Source organism: Tropicibacter naphthalenivorans (assembly GCF_900176475.1).
Taxonomy (GTDB): domain Bacteria; phylum Pseudomonadota; class Alphaproteobacteria; order Rhodobacterales; family Rhodobacteraceae; genus Tropicibacter; species Tropicibacter naphthalenivorans.
The window spans coordinates 1-1,132 of record NZ_FWXX01000032.1; the positions used below are offsets into that span (position 1 = coordinate 1).

The 1,132-nt window shown below is 53.0% G+C and carries 1 rRNA gene; it reads right to left on the bottom strand.

Annotation, left to right across the window (positions count from 1 at the left end):
* Window positions 1-870, bottom strand: a 16S ribosomal RNA gene (locus B9A11_RS21035); the annotation flags it as partial.
* Between the last annotated feature and the right edge of the window lie 262 nt (window positions 871-1,132).

Below are 1,132 nucleotides of genomic sequence, written 5' to 3' on the forward strand. Positions count from 1 at the left end.
CCCCGTCAATTCCTTTGAGTTTTAATCTTGCGACCGTACTCCCCAGGCGGAATGCTTAATCCGTTAGGTGTGTCACCGAATAGCATGCTACCCGACGACTGGCATTCATCGTTTACGGTGTGGACTACCAGGGTATCTAATCCTGTTTGCTCCCCACACTTTCGCACCTCAGCGTCAGTATCGAGCCAGTGAGCCGCCTTCGCCACTGGTGTTCCTCCGAATATCTACGAATTTCACCTCTACACTCGGAATTCCACTCACCTCTCTCGAACTCTAGACCAGGAGTTTTGGAGGCAGTTCCGGGGTTGAGCCCCGGGATTTCACCCCCAACTTTCTGGTCCGCCTACGTGCGCTTTACGCCCAGTAATTCCGAACAACGCTAACCCCCTCCGTATTACCGCGGCTGCTGGCACGGAGTTAGCCGGGGTTTCTTTACCAGATACTGTCATTATCATCTCTGGCGAAAGAGCTTTACGACCCTAAGGCCTTCATCACTCACGCGGCATGGCTGGATCAGGCTTGCGCCCATTGTCCAAGATTCCCCACTGCTGCCTCCCGTAGGAGTCTGGGCCGTGTCTCAGTCCCAGTGTTGCTGATCATCCTCTAAAACCAGCTATAGATCGTAGGCTTGGTAGGCCATTACCCCACCAACTACCTAATCTAACGCGGGCCGATCCAAATCCGATAAATCTTTCCCCCGAAGGGCGTATACGGTATTACTCTCAGTTTCCCGAGGCTATTCCGTAGATCTGGGCACGTTCCCACGCGTTACTAACCCGTCCGCCGCTCAACCCGAAGGTCGCGCTCGACTTGCATGTGTTAGGCCTGCCGCCAGCGTTCGTTCTGAGCCAGGATCAAACTCTCAAGTTGAAAAGCTGTTACCAGCTTATCCTTGACGTTCGAACCTCTGCACATCTTCATTGCGCTACCGCTTCGCTACTTGAGCGCAGCAGCAACTTCCAACCCGGCTAGGTATGGAATGCAATGAAAGTCATCTGTTTGTCTGTGCTTCAGTACCAAAAGATACCGAAAGCCGTCCAAACAGTGAAGCTGACATCTTATCATCGGCGCCATCGCTTCGCTACTCGAGCCCAGCGATCATCGCCTAAAGACGTTGATATGCAGACATTTG